21 protein-coding genes are annotated in these 22820 nt (G+C 37.9%); 8 read left to right on the top strand and 13 right to left on the bottom strand.

Annotation, left to right across the window (positions count from 1 at the left end; translation table 11 throughout):
• Positions 1 to 189 precede the first annotated feature (189 nt).
• Positions 190 to 1545: a sodium-dependent transporter gene (locus tag I6F43_RS03050; protein ID WP_197100934.1), complete on the top strand. Its 1356-nt coding sequence runs from the start codon at positions 190 to 192 to the stop codon at positions 1543 to 1545.
• A gap of 79 nt (positions 1546 to 1624) precedes the next feature.
• Here I6F43_RS03050 and I6F43_RS03055 read toward each other — a convergent pair whose 3' ends face one another.
• Both I6F43_RS03055 and I6F43_RS03060 read right to left on the bottom strand, forming a co-directional pair.
• On the bottom strand, positions 1625 to 2074 hold the full coding sequence (locus I6F43_RS03055) for a GNAT family N-acetyltransferase (RefSeq protein WP_197100936.1): 450 nt from the start codon (positions 2072 to 2074) through the stop codon (positions 1625 to 1627).
• 74 nt (positions 2075 to 2148) lie between these two features.
• Complete coding sequence (locus I6F43_RS03060) at positions 2149 to 2892, bottom strand: sporulation protein (RefSeq protein ID WP_007586609.1); 744 nt, start codon at positions 2890 to 2892, stop codon at positions 2149 to 2151.
• A gap of 265 nt (positions 2893 to 3157) precedes the next feature.
• Here I6F43_RS03060 and I6F43_RS03065 point away from each other — a divergent pair, with 265 nt between their 5' ends.
• Both I6F43_RS03065 and I6F43_RS03070 read left to right on the top strand, forming a co-directional pair.
• Positions 3158 to 4732, top strand: coding sequence for a cation:proton antiporter family protein (locus I6F43_RS03065; protein ID WP_007586608.1), 1575 nt, complete (start codon positions 3158 to 3160; stop codon positions 4730 to 4732).
• Positions 4733 to 5079: 347 nt separating this feature from the next.
• A complete protein-coding gene (locus I6F43_RS03070) occupies positions 5080 to 5304 on the top strand; it encodes a DUF3820 family protein (protein WP_007586607.1) in 225 nt (74 codons plus the stop codon).
• A gap of 88 nt (positions 5305 to 5392) precedes the next feature.
• On the opposite strand, the gene I6F43_RS03075 is transcribed toward I6F43_RS03070, so the two are convergent.
• From I6F43_RS03075 to ilvY, 6 genes are all read right to left on the bottom strand, one after another.
• The gene (locus tag I6F43_RS03075; protein ID WP_024608150.1) at positions 5393 to 6640 is read right to left on the bottom strand and encodes an ATP-binding protein; all 1248 of its coding nucleotides are present in this window, start codon (positions 6638 to 6640) and stop codon (positions 5393 to 5395) included.
• 25 nt (positions 6641 to 6665) lie between these two features.
• A complete protein-coding gene (locus I6F43_RS03080; protein WP_007584133.1) occupies positions 6666 to 7358 on the bottom strand; it encodes a response regulator in 693 nt (230 codons plus the stop codon).
• Between the two features lie 14 nt (positions 7359 to 7372).
• Complete coding sequence (locus I6F43_RS03085) at positions 7373 to 7753, bottom strand: DUF3019 domain-containing protein (protein ID WP_024594036.1); 381 nt, start codon at positions 7751 to 7753, stop codon at positions 7373 to 7375.
• 1 nt (position 7754) lies between these two features.
• Positions 7755 to 8567 carry a MipA/OmpV family protein gene (locus I6F43_RS03090; RefSeq protein WP_197100938.1) on the bottom strand — a complete coding sequence of 271 codons (813 nt, stop codon included), beginning with the start codon at positions 8565 to 8567 and terminating at the stop codon, positions 7755 to 7757.
• A 447-nt stretch (positions 8568 to 9014) separates the two neighbouring features.
• Positions 9015 to 10061 carry a GGDEF domain-containing protein gene (locus tag I6F43_RS03095; protein WP_193371818.1) on the bottom strand — a complete coding sequence of 349 codons (1047 nt, stop codon included), beginning with the start codon at positions 10059 to 10061 and terminating at the stop codon, positions 9015 to 9017.
• Between the two features lie 116 nt (positions 10062 to 10177).
• Entirely contained in the window at positions 10178 to 11083 is a 906-nt protein-coding gene (gene ilvY, locus I6F43_RS03100; protein ID WP_007584128.1) for an HTH-type transcriptional activator IlvY, read from the bottom strand.
• Positions 11084 to 11221: 138 nt separating this feature from the next.
• Here ilvY and ilvC point away from each other — a divergent pair, with 138 nt between their 5' ends.
• Entirely contained in the window at positions 11222 to 12694 is a 1473-nt protein-coding gene (gene ilvC / locus I6F43_RS03105; protein WP_121955330.1) for a ketol-acid reductoisomerase, read from the top strand.
• A gap of 192 nt (positions 12695 to 12886) precedes the next feature.
• Positions 12887 to 14806 carry a methyl-accepting chemotaxis protein gene (locus I6F43_RS03110; protein ID WP_197100940.1) on the top strand — a complete coding sequence of 640 codons (1920 nt, stop codon included), beginning with the start codon at positions 12887 to 12889 and terminating at the stop codon, positions 14804 to 14806.
• An 88-nt stretch (positions 14807 to 14894) separates the two neighbouring features.
• On the opposite strand, the gene I6F43_RS03115 is transcribed toward I6F43_RS03110, so the two are convergent.
• Complete coding sequence (locus I6F43_RS03115) at positions 14895 to 15224, bottom strand: GIY-YIG nuclease family protein (protein ID WP_007584123.1); 330 nt, start codon at positions 15222 to 15224, stop codon at positions 14895 to 14897.
• Between the two features lie 107 nt (positions 15225 to 15331).
• Here I6F43_RS03115 and I6F43_RS03120 point away from each other — a divergent pair, with 107 nt between their 5' ends.
• On the top strand, positions 15332 to 15691 hold the full coding sequence (locus I6F43_RS03120; RefSeq protein ID WP_004335706.1) for an outer membrane protein assembly factor BamE: 360 nt from the start codon (positions 15332 to 15334) through the stop codon (positions 15689 to 15691).
• Positions 15692 to 15824: 133 nt separating this feature from the next.
• Here the strand turns inward: I6F43_RS03120 and I6F43_RS03125 are convergent, their stop codons facing one another.
• Together I6F43_RS03125 and I6F43_RS03130 are read right to left on the bottom strand one after the other, a co-directional pair.
• Complete coding sequence (locus tag I6F43_RS03125; RefSeq protein WP_007584122.1) at positions 15825 to 16148, bottom strand: RnfH family protein; 324 nt, start codon at positions 16146 to 16148, stop codon at positions 15825 to 15827.
• Entirely contained in the window at positions 16145 to 16585 is a 441-nt protein-coding gene (locus I6F43_RS03130) for a type II toxin-antitoxin system RatA family toxin (protein WP_007584120.1), read from the bottom strand. The genes I6F43_RS03125 and I6F43_RS03130 overlap by 4 nt, the downstream gene beginning before the upstream one ends.
• Before the next feature lie 147 nt (positions 16586 to 16732).
• Between I6F43_RS03130 and smpB the strand changes: the two genes are divergently transcribed.
• Both smpB and I6F43_RS03140 read left to right on the top strand, forming a co-directional pair.
• Complete coding sequence (smpB, locus tag I6F43_RS03135; RefSeq protein ID WP_007584119.1) at positions 16733 to 17212, top strand: SsrA-binding protein SmpB; 480 nt, start codon at positions 16733 to 16735, stop codon at positions 17210 to 17212.
• 746 nt (positions 17213 to 17958) lie between these two features.
• On the top strand, positions 17959 to 20550 hold the full coding sequence (locus tag I6F43_RS03140; RefSeq protein WP_024608153.1) for a TonB-dependent receptor: 2592 nt from the start codon (positions 17959 to 17961) through the stop codon (positions 20548 to 20550).
• Positions 20551 to 20608: 58 nt separating this feature from the next.
• On the opposite strand, the gene I6F43_RS03145 is transcribed toward I6F43_RS03140, so the two are convergent.
• Both I6F43_RS03145 and fadR read right to left on the bottom strand, forming a co-directional pair.
• Complete coding sequence (locus I6F43_RS03145) at positions 20609 to 21214, bottom strand: peroxiredoxin (RefSeq protein WP_007378637.1); 606 nt, start codon at positions 21212 to 21214, stop codon at positions 20609 to 20611.
• A 364-nt stretch (positions 21215 to 21578) separates the two neighbouring features.
• Positions 21579 to 22292 (bottom strand): fatty acid metabolism transcriptional regulator FadR, encoded by a 714-nt coding sequence (gene fadR, locus I6F43_RS03150; RefSeq protein ID WP_004335692.1) that lies wholly within the window; start codon positions 22290 to 22292, stop codon positions 21579 to 21581.
• Positions 22293 to 22820 lie beyond the last annotated feature (528 nt).

Here is a 22820-nt window from a genome sequence, read left to right on the forward strand (position 1 = left end):
CTGTAATTAACAATTATTAAACAAAATCAACTCGTTATTTTAAACGACTCGATAACAACAATTAAAATCGATGGTTATAACACACACTTTACTTATTAAATTGTGCTAGATCAGCAAATAAGCACTTTTTATTTTTTAACATTTCCAGTAGATTGTCACCGCCGTCACACAATAGAGAAGTACAATAATATGAGCGCAGTTAGAGGCGAGTTCAGCTCTCGCTTTGGTTTTATTATGGCCGCCGCGGGTTCTGCCGTTGGTTTGGGCAATATTTGGGGATTCCCTACACAAACAGCAAGTAATGGCGGTGCTGCATTTTTAGTCGCATATTTAGTGCTTGCGTTCTTTTTAGCCTACCCCGCTTTAATGGCTGAACTTATGATTGGTCGTCATGGCCAAGCAAACGCGGTTTCATCACTTCAAAAAATATCTAATAAGCCATGGCAAAAACACTTTGCTTTTATTGTTGGTTTTGGCGGTATTTTATGTGCTGGCTTTATATTAAGTTTTTACGCCATTGTTGCTGGTTGGATGCTCAGCGCTACAGCTGAACCCATAGCTACTCTTGTCGGTGCCGACACAGCATCGACATGGCTAAGTGAGCAATCACTTACCCGAAACATTATATTCACTCTCGTCTTTATCGTACTAACTGTCGCTATTATCAGTAGAGGCGTTGAGAACGGTATTGAAAAATGGTCAAAACGTTTAATGCCCGCTCTTTTGGGGATTTTATTTGCACTTATTGCTTATGTAATGACCCAAGATGGCGCAATGGAGGGTTTAAAGGCTTACTTAGTTCCTGATTTTTCGTCTATTTTTGACGCAAAACTATTAGTTAGCGCACTAGGACAAGCTTTTTTCTCTTTATCGCTAGGTACGAGCGTAATGATTATTTACGGCTCGTACATTAGCAAAAAAGAAAATCTTGTTTCTTTAGGTGCCTATGTAACCCTTATTGATGTATTTATAGCCTTTGTAGCGGGTTTACTGATTATTCCGGCTATGTATGTAGCGCAAGCTCAAGGCGTTGAAATATTCTCGGCCTCAACAGGTAAATTACTCTCTGAAGATACGTTAGTGTTTCAAGTACTCCCTGCTTTATTTGATGGAATGGGCGAAGTTGGCTTATTTGTGGGCTTTTCATTTTTTGCGTTAATGAGTATTGCCGCTTTAACGTCATCTATTTCAATGTTAGAGGCGCCAGTATCATACACTGTAGAACGCTTTGGGATGAAACGCGTTCAGGCAACCTGGTTGATTGGAGCTTTAATTGCTATCGTTAGCATTATAATTGTGTGTAACCTTAGCAGCTTATTTGGCTTAGTGATTACTTTAACTACAAAAGTAGCTCAACCTTTGCTTGGCCTGATGTGTTGTATATTTGTAGGCTGGATTTGGTACAGAGGCTCATTACTTAAAGCAATTAAAGAAGGTAATCCTGAGGTCCATAACACATTGTTTTGGAAAATATGGCCTTGGTATACCAAGTTTGTGTGTCCACTTGCTATTGGTATGGTGTTTTTACACTCACTCTTGAGCTAAATAATACCTTAACCTTAAAATAGTCTTAAATTAAAATAGCCCACATTAGTGGGCTTTTTTATAGCTGCTTAAATTGGATTTATTTAGCGAGTTTTAAAATCATATCTTGATGAGGTATACCGTCTTCTAAATATTCACTTTTATAATCCTCAAAGCCAAAAGAGCGGTAAAAATCAAGCAAGTAAGTTTGTGCACCTATATAAATATCTCGCTCAGGCCACCGCTCTTTACAGCAGTCTATAGCTTTACTTACAAGTAAAGTGGCGTCGCCTTTGCCACGCGCGCTTTTACTTACCAGCACGCGTCCTATTGCGCTGTATTGCTCATTTTTTTCATAGCATCGCGCATAAGTGTGTAGCCGCCCATTGTCTAATGTATATAAATGCTGTGTATTTAAATCAATATCTACATCATCAAGTTCAGGGTAAGGACATTTTTGCTCTACAACAAACACATCAACCCGCCCACGCATAATAGTAAAAAGAGTCTGTGTATCAAAAGCGTCAAACTGCTCACATTTAAACTGCATATTAAATCCTATAAGCAAAAAACCCAGCTTAGGCTGGGTTTATTAAAATCACTCGCTAGCTTAGTTAGCTTATACTAAGTAAATAAGCGCTCTAGCTGATCACACAACTGCGATAAATTCACATGATCGTGCTCTATGGTCAAATCTACATAACCATCGCCTTTAAAGGCTCTGTCTAGCTCTATAAGCACATGTGTTTTATGTGCCTCTGGTACAAACGATAATTCAATCTCCTGAATGCCAAATAAGCTGCGGCTATTAGGTTTATACTCAAGTTCTTGGTAACACCCAGATAATGACTGAAAAGTTGAAGCCCGTAAGTGGCCTTTTTCTACGTCAGCTTTCATTAAACTAAAACCTAACTTTTCCATCGCTTGCATACACGTTTTAACCGCTTCATTAGGGTAAATGTGTAAATGATCTTTATCTGTTGGGTCAAGTGCTAAGTCTATATCTAGGCCTGTTTCTAGCCATACATGTGATTGATTATAACCTGCATTAATTTCTGTAATAGGTGTTTCAGAATGAAGACGTGCTTCAAAAGGGATGTTTTTAACTTCGCCTGGCTCAATTGTACCAATATCTGTAATTCGCCATTGCTCAATTACATGATTAGTAAAATAATCACCATCATCACCCGCAACTTTAACACGAGTCATTAATAATAAATCTAAGCCTGCGATATCTTGGCTAACATCCCCTGCTGTGATAACTATTTGTGCGTTAAAAAGTTGACCTGGTTGTAGGTGTTCAGTTTCTAAAATAGTGTCTACTTTTGCAGCACCAATACCTACCGACGCTAAAATCTTTTTAAACATATCTCTCTCCTTAAGCTGAGCTGCTCTATTATTTGCTCTGGCTTAAACTTCTTCGTTATCGCATCTTAACCATATTTAAAAGCTAATGTCAGTGAAAAAATGTTATTTACATACTATTTACGATTAAATAAGTGTTTAATGCGCATTTTTCATACGCAGCAAGGCAAGTAATTGATTAGACGCGTTCATTTTTAGGTCTATTATATTTTCAATGGCATAAATTTTTCGTTACACTGCAACACCAAATGAAGTGATATTAAGAATTATGGAACTAATCTATTTTGCTGCCGCGTTTGTTTGTGGTTTTGCCGTTTATCAATTAAAACTACCTCCTCTTATTGGATTTTTATTAGCAGGCTTTGCTTTAAATTTATCGGGATATAAAAGTACAGAGTTGCTCGATACAATTGCAGCACTTGGCGTAACCCTTCTTCTTTTTAGTATTGGCTTGAAACTTAAAGTTAACAGTTTAATTAAACCTCAAGTTTGGGCGCCTGCAACATTGCATATCATTTTTAGCAGTGCGTTATTTAGTGGTTTTATGCTGTTACTTGGCGTATTCGCTATTCCACTATTTGTTGATTTAAGTTGGCAAAGTGCTTTATTGGTTGGATTTGCACTGAGTTTTTCGAGCACTGTATTTGCAGTAAAAGTACTTGAAGAGCGCGGAGAAATGGCAAGCTTACACGGTAAAATAGCCATTGGTATATTGGTAATGCAAGATATCTTTGCTGTTATCTTTTTAGCTATTAGCACCGGTAAAGTCCCAAATTTATGGGCAATTGCACTAATAATTGCTTTGCCTTTATTACGACCTGTAATGTATGGCGTATTGAACCGATCTAAACATGGTGAACTATTACCATTGTTTGGTTTTTTCTTTGCTCTAGTTGCTGGTTATCATGCATTTGAATTTGCAGGCCTAAAAGGCGATTTAGGTGCATTAATAATAGGAATGATGTTTGCCCCTCACAAAAAGGCAGGCGAGCTATCAAAATCCCTACTTAATTTAAAGGACATATTGCTAGTTGGCTTTTTCTTAAGTATTGGTTTGAGCGCAGAGCTAACCACTAACTCCTTGATTGTTGCTATTATACTTATTTTAGTATTACCCGTTAAAATAGCGCTTTATTATGTGTTCACTAACATATTTAAACTACGCGCGCGTACATCATTACTTACTGCTTTTAGCTTATCTAACTACAGTGAGTTTGGTTTAATTGTATGTGCAGTGGCTGCAACTACAGGCATGATCACCTCTGAGTGGCTAGCTGTAATGGCAATTGCTGTTTCTATTACCTTTATAATTGCCTCCCCATTAAATAAGCGTTCAAACGAGTTGTACGTAAAAATAGAGCACTGGTTATTAAAGTTCGAAAGCAAAACTCGTTTAGCTGAAGAGCTACCTGTTAACCTTAACGATACTAGAATAGTCATTTTTGGCATGGGACGGATTGGTACTGGTGCTTATGAGACTATCAACGCGACTCACCCAAATGTTGTTGCAGGTATAGATATAAAACCTGAGGTGGTAGATAAGCACGTTAACAGAGGCCGCAACGTCTTAATTGCTGATGCAACCGACCCTGACTTTTGGCAACGAGTAAATCACTCGCAAGTAGAAATGGTTATGCTTGCGATGCCAAAACACATGCAAAATATCTTTGCCTTAGAGCAACTACAAGCCTCCGGTTATAAAGGTCAAGTAACAGCTATTGCAAACTACCCTGATCAACAAAAAGAACTAGAAGAAATGGGTGTTCATTCTACTTATAACTTTTACCTAGAAGCCGGTAGTGGTTTTGCAGAGCACGTTAAACAAGAACTATTTAACGAATAATTACTTTTTATGACGTCTATAATATAACAAGGCCTTAATCAGTTAAGGCTTTGTTATTAGTTTTTAAATAAAAAGCAATTCTATTTACATTCCTTTACAAGCCAATTCACCACAACAATGAAAAACAGGTAGACTAACTGTGTTGGTTAAATAAGAACCCATGTTCTAATAATAACTTAATTAGATCCCAGCTAATTAAAGTTCAACTAGGTTTATATCAACATAAAATTATTAAATCAGAGGGCCTACTCCCTCGCAAAATAGGCTGTTTCTTGCCCGTCACAGCCTATTTTATATCTCTAAAATCCCTTACACTTACGCATACTTTAAATACATAAGTAGTTTTTATGGATCCAAAACAACTAAAAATAGCTATTAATACCATAATGCCGTTTGGAAAATATGCAGGACGGCCATTGCTTTTACTGCCAGAGCCTTATTTAGTCTGGTTTAATCAGCAAGGGTTTCCTGACTCAAAACTAGGGAGTCAACTTGCGATGATGTATGAGGTAAAACTAAATGGCCTTGAGCAAATGTTAATGCCATTACTTGAAAAAAATAAAAATAGTTGAGAACTTTTTTAAGTACTTGCGGTCTATTATATTGCTACTTGTTGATTTTGGTTTTTAACCGCAAAAAAAGCGCCTCTAGGCGCTTTTTTTATGTCTTTAATTTGAGGGGTAAATATACAATAAATTTAGCACCACCTAAGCTTGAGTTTTCTGCTTTACACTCTCCTTGGTGCCACGATACAATTTTAGCAACTATAGCGAGTCCTAAACCAAAACCACCGGTATCCTTGCCTCTACTTTTATCTAGTCGAGTAAAAGGTTTAAATACATTTTCTCGCTCAGCGGGAGCTATCCCCTCACCATCATCTTCAACAATCAATACGATGTGTTTTGTCTCTTGTAGCAATGAAATTTTAACTTGTTTATGAGTGTATTTGAGCGCATTGCCAATTAAATTTTGAAATACTCGCGCCATAAAGTGACTATCACAGTAATAATTTAAATGCTCAGGGAGGTTTACAGAGAGCGTTGTTCGGGCTTCAAAGTTTAGCTTTTCAACAGTTGTTTTTACCAGCCCAGCTAAGTCACAGTTTATTGGCTGTAAACTAGGTTGTTGAGAGTCTAATCGCGCGTATTCAAGCATTTCAGAAACTAGTGACTCAAGCTCGCTAATGTCTGTTTGCATATTTGTTAGGTATTTCTCACCTTTTTCGTCAAGCATTTGTTCTTGCAGCATTACTATTGCAAACTTTAAACGTGCTAATGGTGTTCTAAACTCATGCGACACCGATGAGGTAAGTTCTTGCTGCGCACTAAGTAAAAACTCAATACGTTGCTGCATTACCTTTAATGTATCAGTAATAGGTAAAAAGAAAGACTTAGAAGAGTCGTTTAGTTGAAAGTCTTGCAAACCCTCTACCGCTTCACACGCTTTACGTAGCTTTGCAAAGTCGCGCCATAGTAAAAAGCTCCACAGCCCAACAGGTATACCTACAATAATAAGTAGTAATAAATACGGCCAAACAGAAGATGATTCCTGCGTTAATACACCTACCGGTCCTACTTGAAGTAATGAATCATTACCGAGATCTACATACCAAACAATGCGTTGTTGCTTATCGTATAAGTATAAGTAGTGGTTTTGGTTGAGCTGCGATTGTTGTTTTTGAGGGAGTATTAAATCACGTCGTTCAATCACTTTACTTTCAAAGTTGTGCTTTAACTTTTTAAGACCATTTGAAGTTTGTGAGAGCAACCAGAGTGATTGCCCAAACTCATCATCTAAGAAGACCTGCTGTTGCGACTCTTCGTAAGGCCACAATTGCTCTATAACACCGCTCACTACAAACAAAGAAACGATGATATATAAATATAAGCTGGTAAACAGTTTTCCCATTAAAGCCGACTAACCTTAAATAGTTCTAAAGATCCCATGCATCAGAAACAAATAAGTAGCCTTGTCCCCATACAGTTTTTATACGATATGGCTTATCGCTGTTGTCGCCTAATTTTTTACGAATTCGTGATACGCGTACATCCACCGTTCTATCAAGTCCATCGTATTGGCGACCAATCATATGTTGGTGCACATGTTCTCGACTTAGTACTTCACCCGCATTTGACGCTAATAGCCATAATAACTCAAACTCGTGCGAAGTTAATACAATCTCCGAATCACTTAGTTTTACAATACGACTTGTTTTATCAATGACTAAATCACCAAACTGGAGCTCTTCGCTTGATTTTACCATGGGTTGTCCACGACGCAGTAATGCATTAATTCGCGCTAGTAATACACGTGGCTCTGCTGGTTTTATTACATAATCATCAGCGCCAAGCTCTAAGCCAAGTACTTGGTCGAAGTCTTCACCTTTAGCAGTCAACATTAAAATTGGTAGAGTAAATTTATCTCTTACTTGGCGGCAAACGCTAAAGCCATCTTTACCTGGCAGCATAACGTCTAAAATCATTAAATCGGGTGTATTGTTTTCTAGGTAATTAAACACTTCGTCACCACGGTCTAATACTTCGACTTCAAGGCCATTATGTTCAAGGTAATCTTTTGTTAGTTGTTGTAAACCGAGATCATCTTCAACAAGTAAAATTTTTGGCATTAGTTGCTCCTAAATTAAAAAAAGCTCCACGGAGAGCGAAGCCTACGCCTATTTTTTTTAGCATGGGCGCTTTGTACTTCAACCTGTGTTTTTGCTATTAACACACCCGTATGAGGATTGATTAAGGAGTATATGGTCTCCACCTGAACACGCGCTTTATAATTAAATTGCCCAGAAAGTTGTTGCTCCCAGCATTGAAGCCGTTGCTCTTGCTGATACAAACAGACATCACTGTAGGTGTTTAATTGCCATTTAAATTGTAAATCAAGATCGCAAAAACCCTGCTGTTCAGAGACGACGCAGACTTTTGGAGAAACGCTAAAAAAAGGGGTTTGTGCCACACTAAAACCACTAAAAAAAGTGGTAATAAAGACAACTAATATTGAATACTTCATATTAAAAAGTACGATCGAATCCTATAAATGCAGTCATTGAATAAGTACGTTCAAAGAGCGGACTGCCATCCATAGCCGAATAGTCGTAATATGCTACATGAAAACGAAGAGAGTCAGCCTTACTCAGTGGCCAACGGGCGTCGATTTTAGCATAAGGTTGCCAACTACTACCAACGTCTATTTTGCCAAATTGAGTTTCACCCTCATTAAGTCCATAAAAATAGCTATTTAGTTCCGCAGATTTATAGTTTATTCCAAGTGTTGGCTTTATTTTGAGTTTTCCTATCACAGTATGATACTGCCACTGTAATGCTGCGCGTACACCTCGATAAACATCGGTTATATCATGCAGAGCCTGAACCGAAAAAACATGGTCTTCATTTACATAGTGATATGCAATACCCGCATCCAGTGCAATTTGCCGTTTATATAAATTATCAATATCAACATAGCGAGAGGACCAGGCTTCATCTTGCATTACGAACTGATTGTTGAGGGCACTACTTTGTAGTGTAAATACATTTTTAGGATGCCAGTCTATAAAAAAGCGAGACTCAGAGTTGAGTTCACCAACTAGATTAAAGTGATGCTTAGGGGTTTGCGAAAATGAATAACCAAGACGGCCATTATCAAAAAACCATTGCTCTGCATAAAACGCAACTTGAGGAATAAGCACGAGCGGAATATTATCTCCACCATGCAAAGGGTTGGTTATAACTCCAGCCCCCACGCTTAAACTCAAATGCAGACGATCGGTTGTTATATCTTGCTCTGTATAATCGTCAGCATGCTTGCTTGCCTGTGTTGCTTGCACCGAAAGGCAAATAAACAAAGTGCTAAAACATAGAGCTGTTAATAATGAGAAGGCATACCGCATCAGCGTAAATCAAAGTATCAAAATAAGTGAGTTCCCCATACTAGCAAGGTCTTTTTAAACTAGCTCTAGCTGGTTACAATTATTCACAATTTGTATACAAAAATGTTAACTTTATGCTTTTCGGACTATTTATCTTTCAAGGTAGTTGTGTCTAAGGATTGTACTTTGAGTTGCTTGTGTAGTTTTTGACTAATAGTACTTTAAGATACTTTGAAAATGAGGCACAACGTAGCAAATGCAATTATTCAAATAAAAAATTACTAAGAGCTAACTCGCTACAGCTCTATTGGGTTTTACCTGCTTGTTTACCAAAACTGAAGTTGGATTAAATCGCCCTAAATTGAGCGGCTTTAACCCAAATAAATCAAAAACCTCTGGCACTTATTAAATATCAGGGGCTATTTCTATACGATTTCGTCCATGTGTTTTGGCAATGTATAAGGCTCTATCTGCACGCTCAACTAAAACAGTACTATTTGTAAATGGCCGTAAAATTGCTAAGCCAAAACTTGCTGAAATAGCACGTTTTGCAGTTACATCATGCTTTTTACGAATCGCCAATTTTGCTATTGCTAAACGAATACAATCTGCAAATGCTATTATATCGTTAATAGTGTCAAAGTAGGCTGTTATGCAAAACTCCTCGCCACCGTATCTATACACATTTGCAGCTTCAGTTGTATTTTCTCTCACTTTTTTAGCAACTAGCCTAAGCACTTCATCACCCTTTTGATGGCCAAAATCATCGTTAAAGCGCTTAAAATGATCAATATCAAACATAATGAGTACGGCAAGAGAGTCTTCTTGCGCTTGCTCTGAGTATTCGAGGCAAAAGTTTACAATATCAGAATCAAACTTACCTCGATTATAAAAACCCGTAAGCGTGTCGGTATCGGCTGCTTCCTTTGAAATATTGAGTGCTTCTTTTAAATCTTTTATTTCATTGTAGGCAACGGCTAATTTAGTCTGAAACTCCCGAGCATAATCTTGCATTGCAATAGAATCGTCGGTTAAACGCTCAACACAACCTAGTATCTCATTGTAAGAGTTTACATCAACAAGCATATTTAATTCATTTTGTGAGTCAACTAAACTCGTCGTAAAGCTTTTAGAGTGATCAAGCGTTGTGCTTATATCTTGCTGAACTTGCTCCATAGTTGTATGAAATTTTTCAGTCATTTCTTGAAAAAAAACGAGATCGTCTTGCGTTAAATGTTTATCAAAAATTTCTTTTGCTTTGTCTTGTGAACATGTTTGTTGCAGAGCAATAACATGGTCTAACTCAGCATTTAATGAAGGTTTGTTTCCTTGAATATAACAGTACCAAATTGCATAGTTGATGGGTGTAACCGGCATTCGGTATTTTACCATCAAAGGAATCGCCTTTTTTAGGCATTGAGCAGAATGAGCAAGTGATACGGCGTGGTTCATAAATAAACTCTCAAGCGTCATTGTTTTTATTATTAGCGCTCAATGTTAAGTAATAGTAAACTTATACGCAACCTATATTCATACTATTTAACTAACTTGCTTATTCTCTGCGCGCATTAAATCGCTTTTGCATCTAAAGTTTGCGCAATATTCCACAAAGCACTGATTGCAGGGTCATTTAACTCTTTCCTTAATACTGCCAAACCAATATCAAACCCATCAGGCGCTTGCATTTTTGGTGTTAGTATTTGTACTTTATCTTGCAGCGGGCTGTTATCTAGCACTATTTTAGGGACCATTGCGACACCTAATCCTAAGCTCACCATAGATACCATTGCTTCGTGCCCAGCAACTTGTGCGTAAATTTTCCCGTGAATATTATTTTTGCGCCACCAGTGTTCTAACCTTTGGCGAGAAAAACCTTGTTCTGGCACTATAAATTCTAAATCAGACCAATTAATGTCATCACCATTCTGCGTTAGTTTTTGTGTGATCGGGCATTGAATTTTTGGTCCAATTAATAAAAGTGGAGAATGCCCTATATCTACAAAAGCAATTTGCGCCGGTAACTTATTTGGCTTAGCTGCAATAGCCATTAGCTCGTGCCCATCTAATACACGATTTATAGCAAGTGCAGGGTCGCCTGTATTTAATGTTATTTCTATATACTGATGCTGCGCACGAAGTTGCTCTAATATTTGATGTAAAAAACTATAAGATGCAGTAACCGAGCAATAGATACTTACTTTGCCGTAAATATGTTGTTGTGGGTCTTTCACATTCGTTTTAAAACGCTGCCAATTAGCAAGCGTTGCTGTGGCGTAATCAATAAACGACTCACCCTCACGCGTTAATTTAACACTGCGGTTATCGCGTACAAATAATGCAACACCTACCTCTTCTTCTAAGTGTTTTATATTGCGGCTCAAAGTGGGTGCGCTTATATGACAAAGCTCGCTTGCGCGTCCAAAATGAAGTGTTTTAGCCAGTGCTAAAAAGTAGTTTAAATGTTTATGATCCATGCCAAACCCAGTATTTCATATTATGAAACACTTTAATTCAAATATATCATTTTACGCAAGCAACGATTTTACATATGGTGTTTGTAAGCGCAACAAACCTTGCGCATCTAACAAACATGACTTTATAGGACACTAACAATGGCGAATTATTTCAATACCTTACCTTTACGCGAGCAATTAGCGCAATTAGCGCAATGTGAATTTATGGACGCAGGCGAATTTGCCGATGGCGTTGACGCACTTAAAGGTAAAAAACTAGTTATTGTAGGCTGTGGCGCACAAGGTTTAAACCAAGGCTTAAACTTACGTGACTCTGGTTTAGATGTTTCTTACACATTACGTGCTTCAGCTATTTCTGAGCGTCGCCAATCATTTTTAAATGCGTCTGAAAACGGCTTTACTGTTGGTACTTATGAAGAATTAATTCCTACCGCTGACGTAGTACTTAACTTAACGCCAGATAAACAACATACCGCTGTAGTAAGTGCAATTATGCCACTTATGAAAAAAGACTCTACACTTGCTTACTCTCATGGTTTTAATATCGTTGAAGAAGGCATGCAAGTACGTGAAGACATTACTGTAATCATGGTTGCACCTAAGTGTCCTGGTTCTGAAGTACGTGAAGAATACAAACGCGGTTTTGGTGTACCAACTCTGATCGCAGTTCACCCTGAAAATGACCCTCAAGGTCTTGGTTTAGCACAAGCTAAAGCGTATGCAGCGGGTACTGGCGGACATCGTGCAGGTGTACTTAAATCATCATTTATTGCTGAGGTTAAGTCTGACCTAATGGGCGAGCAAACCATTTTATGTGGCATGTTACAAACTGGCTCTATTTTATGTTTTGATAAAATGATAGAAAAAGGCGTTGATGCGGGTTATGCATCAAAACTAATTCAATACGGCTGGGAAGTAATTACCGAAGCACTTAAGTACGGCGGCGTAACTAACATGCTTGACCGCCTTTCAAACCCAGCAAAAGTAAAAGCGTTTGAACTAAGTGAAGAGCTAAAACTAATTATGCGCCCGCTTTATAATAAGCATCAAGATGACATCATCGACGGCACTTTCTCACGCACTATGATGGAAGACTGGAATAACGATGACGTAAACTTACTTAAATGGCGCGCAGAAACAGCAGAAACTAACTTTGAAAAGACCCCTGCTGGCGATGTAGAAATCTCTGAACAAGAATTTTTTGATAACGGTATTTTAATGGTAGCAATGGTTAAAGCAGGTGTTGAACTTGCATTTGAAACCATGACAGCAGCAGGCATTATCGAAGAGTCAGCTTACTACGAGTCATTACACGAAACGCCATTAATCGCCAATACTATTGCGCGTAAAAAGCTTTTTGAAATGAACCGTACTATCTCTGATACTGCAGAATACGGCTGTTATTTATATAACCATGCATGTTTACCATTACTTGCTGATTTTATGAAAAACGTTGATACAGACATTATCGGTAAAGGTCTTGGCGAGCACAGTAACCAAGTTGATAACCAAACATTAATTCAAATTAACGCTGCATTGCGCGAACACCCAGTTGAGAAAGTAGGTGCTAAATTACGTGGCTACATGTCAGCAATGAAAAAGATTGTTTAACCCTAAACAATAAATGTTTCGCTTGTTAGAAACCAAGCCCGTATGCTTTTTGCATGTGGGCTTTTTTATGCCTGTTAATAAAACTTTAACCAATCTGGTATATCTTTGCCTATTCTGCTTAGCCAATATTTAGTTCCAAATAAATAATGTGCTAATATGTTTTTCTATTTAGTTGTAAAATTAATTAATATCATGACGATACAAAATCTTTCGATCACTCAAAAAATCACAGCTTTAGGCAGTGTTATTGCTATATGCGTAGCCGCACTGATTGGTTTGACTTCCCTACACAGCTCAGAGGATATTATTGAGCGACGTATGATTGAGTCAGAGCTCCCTAGTAAACTGCAAACAATCAGCAATCACATAGGCGGTGAAATCAACGAGTTACTCGGTGCTGCTCAGCAACTATCATCAAACGAATTTATTTTACAATGGGCTCAATCAAACAACCAAGACGATACATTACTATTAAAAGAATTAAATCGCGTTGCCCAGCAATACGATTTAGCCACAGCATCTTGGGCAAATAGAGACACTGCACAGTACTGGAACCAGAATGGGTTTTTGCGTGTGTTAAAAAACGATGCAGCCGATGGCTGGTTCTTTGCTTTTAAGCAATCAAAACAACCTTACTCTATCAGTATTTATCAAGAGTCAGCCAATGATGTGAAAATGTTTGTAAACCATCAGCAGGCCAATGGTACTGGTTTAGCAGGTCTTGCAAAAAGCATCACTGATATGCAAAAGCTATTACAGCAATTTAAAATTGAGCAAACAGGCTTTGTATTCATTGCAGATAAAAATGGATTGATTCAGCTTCATAAAGATGCAAGTAAAGTAGCTAAAGCAAATATTGATGATTTGTATACTGCAAATATCCACAGCCAACTATTTAATAGTAATGGCTTTGCACTAGAGGAAATTAATTTAAATGGCGAACCGACACTTGTAGCTGCTATGCCTATTAAAAACACCGATTTATATGTTGTAGCTCAAGTGCCAAAAAGTGAAGTTTTCGCAAGCGTAAACACCCTCCAATGGCAAATATTTACTTTTACGGTAATTACAGCATTGGTTGCGAGTTTAATCAGTTATTTGCTTGCTCGCTCACTTTCATCTCCACTTTCTAAAATGGCTGAGTTATTTTCACGCCTAGGCTCAGGCGATGCAAATTTAGCGTACCGCTTACCAGAATCGAGCCAACCAGAGCTTAACAATCTAAGTAATGGCTTTAATCAGTTTATTAATAAAATAGAAACAGCCATTACTCAGGTTGCAAGTGAAAGCCACGATATACGTCAAAGTTCTGATCATGTATTTGAACAAGCAAAACGAAACTCTCAAGCAATAGACAACCAAAAAGAGCAAACAATATCTGTCGCAGCAGCAATCAACGAAATGGGCGCTACAGTACAAGAAATAGCGCAAAGCGCAGCAAATACAGCAAAGTTAACCGATAACAGTCGCGAAAACACCATTCAAAGTCACAAACAAGTGCTCCAAAGCCAAGCAACTATATCAGCCCTTGCCAGCGATATTGATGGCATAACAGAGCAAGTTACTTTGCTTTCTAAAAAAACGGTTGATATAGCAAGTATTGTTGACTCAATTAGAGGCATATCGGATCAAACTAATCTACTTGCTTTAAATGCTGCAATTGAATCTGCTCGCGCAGGTGAACACGGACGCGGCTTTGCTGTTGTTGCTGATGAAGTACGTGCACTGGCAAACCGTACATCGCAATCAACCACCGAAATTCAATCTATGATTGAAGAGCTTACAAAAATATCTGATGATGTAGTTAATGATATTAGCCAATCGAAAGATAAAGCTCAGCAAAGCGTTGGTGCAATGCAAAGCTCTGTTGAATTACTTGATACGATAACCGAAACAGCAAATCAAATAAACGATATGGCTACGCTTATAGCGACTGCAACTGAGCAGCAAAGTAATGTGGTTGCCGATGTAAGTCGTAATATTGAGCAAATTAGCGAAATTAGCGATAAAGCAATGAGCGAACAAATCAATACAGAGCAAGCGATTCGCGACTTAGCCAACAGTGCACAAACACTTGATGCGCTTGTAGCTACCTTTGAAAAGCATCGCTAAGCAGCTCTAATATTACACGCCAGCTATGAGCAAAAACTATATTCGAAGATAGTTTTTGCTCATAACGAATATGCTTAATTTACACAAACTAAGTACTTTTGCTATCGCCAGTATTAAATGCTGAAACATACGCTTCCTTTTTAGCTCTAGGGAGCTTTTTTAATTGATACTCAAGCTTACTTGCTTCACTTTTATTACCTACTTGTTGTTGATGGATAAGTAAAAGAGGCCCTTTTCCTCTAAGGTTTTTAGCCCCTTTACCAGCTTGATGAGTTGCAAAGCGTTTTTCAACATTAGTCGTGATCCCTGTGTACCAATGACCAAATCGTGTTTCAACTATATATAAAAACCAAGTAGACTCAGTTTTTAAAATATTCGTTTCAATATGCTGTAAACTTTTTTCATTATCAGTGGTCAAAACATTACCTTAATGCCCTTAACATAAAACAATTGCTTAAAAGGGTTTTACCTTCAGTGACTAATCGGTATCATGCAGATTATAAAAAATAAGGATCACAACTAACAATGCAGTCGTTAAAAACTTTTTCTCTTTGGCTTATCGTCGCTTTAACACTTAGCTCAGCAGCAGGTTGCTCTAGCTGGGTATACCGAATTAACATTCCACAAGGCAACTTTTTAGAGCAATCGGATGTTGAAAAACTTCGTGTAAATATGACCCGAGAGCAAGTTGTTTATGTATTAGGTAGACCTATTGCCGAGGACGCCTTTGATAACAATACTTGGCGCTATATTTACAGCTTTAATAAAGGCCGTAAAAACGAACAAAATAAAGAGTTAGTAATTAACTTTGAAAATGAAAAGTTAGTTTCAATCTCAGGTGATTATGACCAACCTGAAAACTTTACTACACCGCTAGAGCAATAAACGTCTCAGGTAGTAAAAAAGGTGAGCATGGCTCACCTTTTTTATTGGTTTACTTAAAAAGCTTTTACCATTTTAAACGACGTTAGCGTGTGATTTAATCTGTTAAATTGTTCGAAGTTTATGCCGATTGGTATTACTTCTCGAGTGGGCGACCACCCGTTATTTTATTTGCACGCCCCTCTTCTTTTGCTTTTTCTGCACGTTTTCTGCGGGCATCTTTAGGATCTGCAATTAATGGACGGTATATTTCTATACGGTCACCGTCTTTTAATTCATAGTTAGCTTTTACAGTTCGATTCCACACACCTAACGTTAGCGATGTGGCATCTATTTCTGGGCACTTTTCTATAATACCTGACTGAATAACAGCTTGCTCGACTGTAGTCCCTTGTGGCACTTCAATTGATAAACACGTGGCCGTGGTCGGTAATGCAAAGACCACTTCAACATTAATCATACTCGCGCTCCATAAACCTGTTTTGCACGTTGAGTAAATGCACTCACCATATTTTTTGCTACATCGTTAAAAATTTTTCCAAAGGCAAGCTCTATTAACTTACTTGAAAATTCAAACTCTAGGTGCAAATGAACCTTACATGCTTTGGCGTCAAGCTCTTGAAAATGCCAGCGCCCTTTTAACGTCTTAAACGGACCATCAACAAGGCGCAGTAACACGGTTTGCTCATCAACAAAGGTGTTTTCGGTGGTAAACCACTTTTTTATACCCGCCTTAGATATTTCTAAACTCGCGGTCATGTTATTATCGTGCTGTGAAACAATTTTTGAGTCTGAGCAATTTGGTAAAAACTGTGAATAAGCTTCTACATCATTAACTAGATCAAACATCTCTTTAGTGCTGTACATAACCAGCGCACTTTTTTCTATTTGTGGCATACTCACTCCCAACTGTGTGGGCGAATTTTAGCAAGCTTTGCGCGTTTCCCCAAATTTTCATGCGGCTTAAATTAAAGCTAAATTTTTAAAAGCATTATTAAAAAAATCGATGTAAAACATCTCACATTACGTATATTATAGGGCACTATGGCTAAGAAAAATTCATCAAAATCGACAAGTAATACCATCGCGCTAAACAAAAAAGCGCGACATGAGTATTTTTTACACGATAAGTTTGAAGCGGGTGTTGAACTACAAGGCTGGGAAGTTAAAAGTATCCGAGCTGGTAAAGTAAATATCACAGAAACTTATATTCATCTTAAAAATGGCGAAGCATTTTTACTTGGCAGTCAAATTCAGCCACTTATAAGTGCATCGACCCACGTAATTTGCGACCCGCTACGTTATCGTAAATTGCTATTAAGCAGACGCGAACTTGACCGTTTATTCGGTGCTACAGAGCGCGATGGCTATTCTTTAATAGCTACAGCGATGTACTGGAAAAACTGCTGGGTAAAACTTGAGTTTCATTTGGCAAAAGGTAAGAAATTACACGACAAACGCGAAGACGGTAAAGATAAAGACTGGTCGCGTGAAAAAGAACGCTTAATGAAGCATAAAGCATAATTAAAAACGCCTAATTTATTAGGCGTTTTTAATTTCACCTATATAAAAGCTCAAATAATACCAATTCTCTTAATTAAATAATCTACTTTGAAATAAGAAAATCGTATCGATAACAAGACAAAACTTGTTATACCAATCTGCTTATATATGGGGTCTATTTAACGTTAAGAAAATTACGCTAGAACTAGGCAAAAATTTTTATATCTAGTTGTTCTAAATAAAAAATTTTTAACGACGTTATAGTGCAATTTAATTCGTTAAATTGATCAAAGATTTATGCAGGTTGGTATTACTTAGCCATTATCAGCAATTACTCCTGCATTACCCCACCTCCTGTATCTAGCAGTCGTAAATCAGAAAATTTCAATGCCTTTAGCATCAGCTTTAACCCCTCAAATTGATTAAGTATTACTGCGAATTGGTATTACATAATTGAATAAATTAAAAGCAGAAAAACAAACATAAGTTTTAATTTATAGAAATAAATTATTACAAATTATTTTAATCATTAGCTATTCCACACATGGCTTCATCTAGCTATATAACAATTATTAACCCTATGTCCTATTCACGCTTAGTTTCACCTAGAAAACAAAGTATAAATAAGGTCATAAAACCCACAAAAAAGCATTAAAACTAATACTTAAATCACAAATTAAGCTAATTGCTAACACTTAAGTTACATGATATTAATACCCGCGCTTGTTAAGCAAATAATTTTATAATATATCAACAAGGACTTAAGGATGAAGCAATCAACTGCATTTACACCAAGCATTATTGTGGGCGCAACACTCGCATTATCAGCAGGTTTTACAACAACAGCCTACGCAGCAGAAGAAGCTAAAAAAGTAGAGCGAATTCAGGTTACTGGTTCTCGTATTAAGCGAACTGATATTGAAGGGCCTTCTCCGGTACAATCAATCGGTAGAGCTGAAATCGAAAACATGGGTTACGATAATTTACAGCAACTTCTAGAAAGAATGCCTGTAGCAGGTAGCGGTACTTTCTCTACTCGTGGTAACAACCAAGATTCAACCGCTAACGGTTCAGCTGCAGTAAGCTTACGTGGCTTAGGAGCCGATGCAACACTGGTATTAATTAATGGTCGCCGTGTATCAATTAGTGCCTTTGCTGAAGGTATCACCAACTCATTTGTAGATATTAACAGTATTCCTGTTTCTGCTATTGAGCGTATCGACATACTAAAAGATGGCGCTTCAGCTATCTATGGCTCAGATGCAGTAGCGGGTGTAGTTAACGTTATCTTAAAGAAAGATATTGATGGTGTTGAGATTAATCTAGGCTATGGTGGTACAGATGGTCCAAATTATGAAGAAACAACAGCAAGCCTAGTTTGGGGTACAACAAGCGAAAAAAGTAGTGCATCTGTTATTATCGATTACTTTAAAAACACATCTCTTTCTTCTGATGAAATGGGCAGCCTTGGCACTGCAAACCAAGCACCTTATGGTGGTGAAGATTTCCGTTCATCTCGTGGTTTCCCAGGCTACTTTTATGTGGATGGCGTTAAAACAATCGACCCTGCCTGTCCTGCTGAAAATGCAACTTCAAGTGGTAGCTGTTTATTTGATTACGGCCCATATGGATATGTTGCCCCAGCATCTGAGCGTGTAGGCGCTATTTCACAATTTGAATACCGCTTTGATAACGGCATTACTGGCTTTTTAGAAATGGCTGTTCAACATAACAGCTCTGTCGCTGCAGGTGCACCAACACCACTTGATGAAGATGCAGGCCTTACGGTACCCGCTAATCACCCAAACAATCCATTTGGTGAAGACATTCAAATTGGTCGTTACCGTACAGTAGATGCAGGCGCTCGCCAATGGGACATTGAGTCAGACACCTTACGCTTTGTTGCAGGGTTAAAAGGCGAAATAAACGATTGGAGCTGGGAGACAGCGGTACAAAAAGGTCGCAGCAAATCACTACAAACAGGCGATCGTACACAAGGCTGGGTACGCACCGATTTCTTACAACAAGAAATTGATGCCGGTAACTATAATCCATTCGGTGGCACATATAACGACCCAGCTGTAATTGACAGAATCACAACCAGCTTAGTGCGTCGCGGTGAGTCTCATATGACCTCTTTTGACGCTAACATTACAGGTGAAGCGTTTAGTTTTGGTGGCGAAGCTGTAATGATGGCCGCCGGTATTGAGTACCGTGAAGAAGATGTAAATGATATCCCTGATGATCAATTTCAACGTGGCTTAATATTTGGTACTGAATCAGTATCAGCTTCTGCTGATCGTGAACAATACGCTGCATATGTTGAGTTCTCAATCCCACTTGCTGAAAACCTCGAACTACAATTAGCCGGTCGTTACGATGATTATAGCGACTTTGGTACAACTACAAATCCAAAAATAGCTCTGCGCTGGGCACCGACTGATGAAGTAACGGTTCGTGGTTCTTGGGCGCAAGGCTTTAGAGCGCCTTCATTAGCGCAAATAGGCTTAGGTCCATCACAAAAAAGCCAATTTTTTGTTGATACACAGCGCTGTGAACAAACAGGATTAGATTGCCAAGCACTTGATTACAACATTGAGTTCTCTGGTAACCCTGATTTACAAGCAGAAGAGTCAGAATCATGGAACGTGGGCGTTATCTGGGCACCAACAGCTGAGTTTGGTTTAAGTGTTGATGTATGGAGCATTACTCAAGATAATAAAATCGATGAAGAAGAATTTGGTCCTATTTATGCTGCAGAATGTGGTAACCAAAATAGTACCGTATGTGTTCGTTTAGCTCCTACAGGCGGAGCAAGCTTAGGCACAATACAAAAAATACACAGCACATTTAAAAATTTATCATCGCAAGAAGTGTCTGGTGTTGATGTTTCAGCAAACTATAACCACTCTCTTGATGACTTAGGTTTACTTAAATTCAATCTAGAGTGGGCATATCAAGATAAGTTTGAAAAAGATGGTCGTGATTACACGGGTGAATATGGCTACCCAGAGCATCGCTTTATTTTCTCAACCAACTGGGAAATTGGTGAGTTTAACACCAATGTAAATATCAGTTATGTAGGTGAATTTGAAGATACGCCTGATATCGACTTTGATGGCAATTTAGACTTTGATAGCAATACTTCACGTATGATTGACTCGCAAACGCTTGTTGATTTACAAACGTCGTACCGTATTACTGAGTCAGCTAAAATATCTTTAGGTGTTAATAACTTATTTGATGAAGAGCCACCATTTGCAATTGGTGATGGCGATGGCGATTTATACGGTTATGCATCAGCTGTGCATAACCCTCGTGGCCGCTACTTGTACACTAAAGTAAGTTTTTCTTTCTAATTAAAGACACAAAAAAACCGCCAATTGGCGGTTTTTTTATTTAAAACTAAGGGCTAAATTATAGCTCGCCTTCGTTTTCAGATAAGAACTTAGCAACGCCTTCAGGGCTTGCGTCCATACCTTTTTTACCTTCAGTCCAACCAGCAGGACATACTTCACCGTGCTCAGTGTGGAACGCTAGCGCGTCAACCATGCGAAGCATTTCGTCGATGTTACGACCTAGTGGTAAATCGTTCACTACTTGGTGACGTACATTGCCTTCTTCGTCGATTAAGAATGAACCACGAAATGCAACACCTGCTTCTGGATGCTCAACGTCATACGCTTTACAAATTTCGTGTTTAACATCTGCAACTAGTGCGTATTGAACTTTACCAATACCGCCGTCTGCAACAGCAGTGTTACGCCATGCGTTATGTGAGAATTGTGAATCGATAGAAACACCAATTACTTCTACGCCACGCTTTTGAAACTCTTCAAAACGCTTATCAAATGCAATAAGTTCAGAAGGACATACAAACGTGAAATCTAGTGGGTAAAAGAAGATAACTGCTTTTTTACCTTTAATTGTTTCATGAAGGTTATAGCTATCTACAATTTCACCGTTACCAAGAACAGCTGCAGCGGTAAAGTCTGGTGCCTGGCGGCCTACTAATACACCCATTTTATTCTCCAAATATTTTGAGTTTGTTTTCAATTGCTTTCGCAATGCTGGTACTTATATGGGCGCTAAAAATTAAAAACCAATAGCGCACACATATAATTAATTGGCATTCTAAAGTTATTCACTACAAAAGAACAATCGCATTTAACGATGTGAGCAATCGAAAATAACGAACACTTACAACTTGCATTAATCTGCTTGAATAATAGGTCTATTTTGAAGTGTAAATTGCGTTGTAATTAGATAGAACTTTTGACGTTACTGAAGAAGGGTTAATACATTAAATTGTTTAAAAATTCATATAATGTGGTATTAATTTTTACAGGTACAAAAAAACCTGCAAATGCAGGCTTCTCGTTTAAATTTAATCCATTATATCTGAGGGCATATCGCCTCGGATTTTTTGCCAAATCTCACCTGTTTGATGACCGTATTTACGCATCATCGAAATAGCACCATCGTGCTCTTTATTTTCTGCCAAGATTGTTAAATCTTTATAAAACTGACGAGCAAGTTCACGAGTTCCAGCATCAGAGAAGTAATGACAACCAATCTTTGAATAAAAGCCTCTAAAACCGTTGAGTATTAATACATAAATACGGTTATTACCCGCAACGGCTAATTCATGATGAACTTTGTAATCGTAGTCAGCAAATGCCTGCGCAGTATCTTCTAGCTCATGACTTTGTGATAAAATTTCAATTACACGTTCAGGATTTAACTTAATTGCAGCACGTGTATAAATAGCACTAATATTAGTACGTGCAGATAAAAGCTGATCTGTCAGCTCAGGCATCTTGTCTTCATCTAAGCGCGCTAGTGTTTCAAGAATATTTAAGCCAGACGTTTCCCAAAAGTTATTTACTTTTGTTGGTTTACCATGCTGAATTGTTAACCAACCATCACGTGCTAAACGCTGTAATACTTCTCTCAAGGTCGTTCTTGTTACACCAATTAACTCTGAAAGTTCTCGCTCGGCAGGTAGAATTGAACCTGGAGGGAAATCGCCGTTCCAAATAGATTCAACTATATATTCTTCAGCAAATCCTGCTGGGCTTTTCGCTTTAAAAATTCTCATCCAGTTCCCACTCGAATTAATCAACACTCATCGTTTTACACGAATAACTGACTGATTGTACCAGACGAAGCATAACTAACAAGTAAAGTCAGGTATATTAATAAGCAAATGAGTAGAAATTAAAGATTAATAAATAATAAATAATAAAATTTAGGTTTTTCTAATATAGCTACAATGTATAAATATACAGAGCAATATTCATTGTAGGTACATTGTAATTATTGGTATTTTTTATTTACACCATACCTAGCTTAATCAACTTAAAACACATAAGTACATTAAAAAGGAACACCTATGCAACAGAGCGTTCTAACCGCAACTTTAAAGAATTGATTAGGCAATGTACCATGTAGTATAAGTAAGCGATATAACTAAGCTTATGTATCAATGGGAACTAAGTAGAGCGTCATGTAGCCTCTGCTGAGGCTGCATTGAGTGGTCAATAATTTCATCTTATAAAAAGCGACTTCGGTAGCTTTTTTTTCCTTTTTGTTGCCGCATACATTATCCTAGGTCATAATCTAACGT

The sequence above is a fragment of the Pseudoalteromonas sp. NZS71_1 genome (assembly GCF_015864305.1).
Taxonomy (GTDB): domain Bacteria; phylum Pseudomonadota; class Gammaproteobacteria; order Enterobacterales; family Alteromonadaceae; genus Pseudoalteromonas; species Pseudoalteromonas arctica.